At 62.9% G+C, this 2,876-nt stretch carries 3 protein-coding genes; 2 read left to right on the top strand and 1 reads right to left on the bottom strand.

What is annotated here, in order from left to right; all coding sequences use genetic code 11:
* Positions 1–303: 303 nt before the first annotated feature.
* The gene (locus R2855_19980; GenBank protein MEZ4533285.1) at positions 304–1,029 is read left to right on the top strand and encodes a MerR family transcriptional regulator; all 726 of its coding nucleotides are present in this window, start codon (positions 304–306) and stop codon (positions 1,027–1,029) included.
* 4 nt (positions 1,030–1,033) lie between these two features.
* Here the strand turns inward: R2855_19980 and R2855_19975 are convergent, their stop codons facing one another.
* Positions 1,034–1,939, bottom strand: coding sequence for an AraC family transcriptional regulator (locus R2855_19975; protein ID MEZ4533284.1), 906 nt, complete (start codon positions 1,937–1,939; stop codon positions 1,034–1,036).
* Positions 1,940–2,328: 389 nt separating this feature from the next.
* Here R2855_19975 and R2855_19970 point away from each other — a divergent pair, with 389 nt between their 5' ends.
* Positions 2,329–2,706, top strand: coding sequence for a DUF2255 family protein (locus R2855_19970; GenBank protein ID MEZ4533283.1), 378 nt, complete (start codon positions 2,329–2,331; stop codon positions 2,704–2,706).
* The last annotated feature ends 170 nt before the right edge of the window (positions 2,707–2,876 follow it).

The following is a 2,876-nucleotide window of genomic DNA, read 5'->3' as shown; positions in this document are numbered from 1 at the left end:
ACACCCGCCTTGCGTAGCGGCGGCCCTCCGTGGCCGCTCTCGTCGGTGAGAGGGCAGCCACAGAGGGCCGCTGCTACGGGGAGGGGGTGAGGTGGACGGGGGATGGGTCGGCAGCCACGGAGGCCCTTCACTCCGACCATCCCGGTCGTAGGGCAGGACGTCTCTGTCCTGCCATCGGTCGAAGACCGATAACGGCGAGTTCCTCGATCCTCGCAAATTCGAACGCCGCTTGACCCTCACGTAACGTCAGGGTTTATCGTCATTGCGGACAGGTCAGGTGGCCTGTTCGGGAGACGAGATGAGATGACGCGCTACCGTATTGGCGAACTGGCAAACGCAACCGGGTTGACGGTGCGCACATTGCGGCACTACGACCAGATCGGGCTGTTGCGGCCAACGGCACGCACCGAGGGCGGCTACCGGCTCTATGGCGATGCCGAGGTGCGGCGGCTGCAGCAGATTCGCTCGTTGCAGTCGCTCGGGTTCTCGCTGGAACAGATCGGCGCATTGCTCGACCGTGACGAAGCGTCATTGCCAGAGGTGATCGGCTGGCAACTGGACGCGGTCGACCGCGAACTGGCTTCCCTGCAACGGCTGCGTGCGCGTCTGCATATGGTCTCCCAGATATTCGAGTCGTCGGATTCGGTCGATATCGACGAACTGACCGCACTCATGAAGGAGATGACAATGGTCGAGAAGTACTACACAGACGAACAACTGGACACCCTCGCCGCCCGGCGCGAGGCCTATGGTGACGATCAGATGCGCGCCTTCGAACGCCAATGGACCGATCTGATCGCCCGGGCCGAAGCCGCCAAGGCGGCAGGCGTCGATCCCGCCAGCGAACCGGTGCTGGCAATCGCGCGGGAGTGGTCCGGGCTGGTGCGGGCCTTCACCGGCGGCGATACCGGGATCCAGCAATCGGTCGAGCGCGCCTGGCAGGAAGAGGACGAAATCCACGGCTACGACACCGCCAACATGCGCGCGCTCGCAGCGTGGCTCGCCCCGGCGATGGAGCGGGTCGGCTAGCGGCTCAGACCGAGGCGGGTTCGAACTGCACGCCGCGCAACCGGGCCACATCACGCAACGGCGGTTCACCGAAGAGGCGCTTGTATTCCCGGCTGAAGTGCGAGGCATCGTCGTATCCCACCTGGTAGCCGGCGGTGGTGGCGTCGAAATCCTCGCTCAGCATCAACCGGCGCGCTTCCTGCAACCGCAACTGCTTCTGGAATTGCAACGGGCTCATGGCGGTCACTTGCTTGAAGTGATGGTGGAACCCGGAAACGCTCATACCCAATTCCTGCGCGAGGGTATCGATCCGGATGGGTTTGTCGTAGTCAGCGCGCAAGCGCGCAATGGCTTCGCTGATGCGGTTGGTCTCGCCGCCAAGCGTCGTGATCTGCCGCATCCGCTCTCCCTGTTCGCCGACGAGGAGCCGGTAGACAATCTCGCGCTGGATCAACGGAGCAAGAAAGCGCGCATCGTCGGGTGTGTCGGTGAGCCGGATCAAACGCAACGCGGCATCGAAGAGCCCCGCATCGACCGCACTCACATCGATGGCGCTGAGCTCAGGATGACCGTGCGGCGCCGGCTTGCCGGCTTCCACCATCACCGACCCCACCATCACCGGGTCGAGCACTAGTACGAACCCCAGAAACGGCCGATCGGGCGCTGCCTCGATGACCCGGCTGGAAATCGGCAGCATGGCGGTCGAAACCAGATAGCGCGTCGTGTCATAGGTAAGGCGCCGATCGCCGAGATGGATTTCCTTGCTGCCCTGCGCAACCATGCAGAACGAGGGAAAGGAAACCCCATGGCCCATCGGCGAAGGATTGCTGGCGCGTCGTAGACGCACCCCCGGCAGCGGCTCGGTGACCCCCTCGGTTTGGGCGACACGGGCGATGCGCTCGACGAATTCGATGCGTGCGTCGTCGTTCATTTCAGCAGCATTCCTCAACAGCAGAGCGGGCATGATCGGCCATGCGTCCATAGTGGCACGCAATGGACCGATTGTCCCGCTACTCTGGAGAATCGTTCAATCATTTTGCAGAAGCATCCTACCCTGGTCCCCTGAGCCGCCGTACCATCGAATCAAGCTCTGCCACGGTCGCCGGAGCCCACACTCGACATGCTGGACTCTTCGGCTTAGGAGCTCTTGTGACCGAATCGACACTCCTGGGAGCTGGCGTGGCGAGTCTCCGCTTCGCTCCGGGACACCAGCCAGCGAGCGAACGCGACGATCGCTCGATCGCCCGCGCCAGTGTTCGGGGATAGCCACGCGAATTGAGCCAATCCCCCAATTTCTTGTATGTGAAAGGAAGGTCGAACATGACGAACTGGACGAACACCGAACTCGAGGATATTGGCAACGCGAACCTGATGGTGCTGGAAACTGCACAGCCAGACGGAACGCCCCGCAAACCTGTCATCGTCTGGGCCGTGCGCGTGGGAAACGAGCTCTTCATCCGCTCGGTCCGGGGAACGAGCGGCGCCTGGTATCGCGCGATCCAGAACCAGCCGGTTGGGCGCATTCAATCGGGCGGGATCGAGCGACAGGTGTGCTTCGCGCCGACTGCCACTCCCCCAAGCGACGCCATCGACGCGGCCTATCGGGAGAAATTCGGACGCGGTTCGGCGGTCGATTCCATCACCGCTCCCGCTGCCCAGTCAGCCACCATACGGCTGGTGCCCCACTCCGCCGATTGACCCAGAACGCTTGTCGAAACTTGTACTCGCCTTAATTGGTAAAGGGCTCCAATGCATCTGACAGAACTTGACATCGACATCGGGCGACGCTCATTCGTGCGGAATGCCGTCGTGGGCGTTGTAGCCGCGCTGGCCGGTGCCCAGCTAGCTGGCGATTCTTTCACTGCCCA

The sequence above is a fragment of the Thermomicrobiales bacterium genome (genome assembly GCA_041390825.1).
GTDB lineage: Bacteria > Chloroflexota > Chloroflexia > Thermomicrobiales > UBA6265 > JAMLHN01.
Note: the sequence above shows the minus strand (reverse complement) of the source record. Positions and strands in the feature narration are given on the sequence as shown.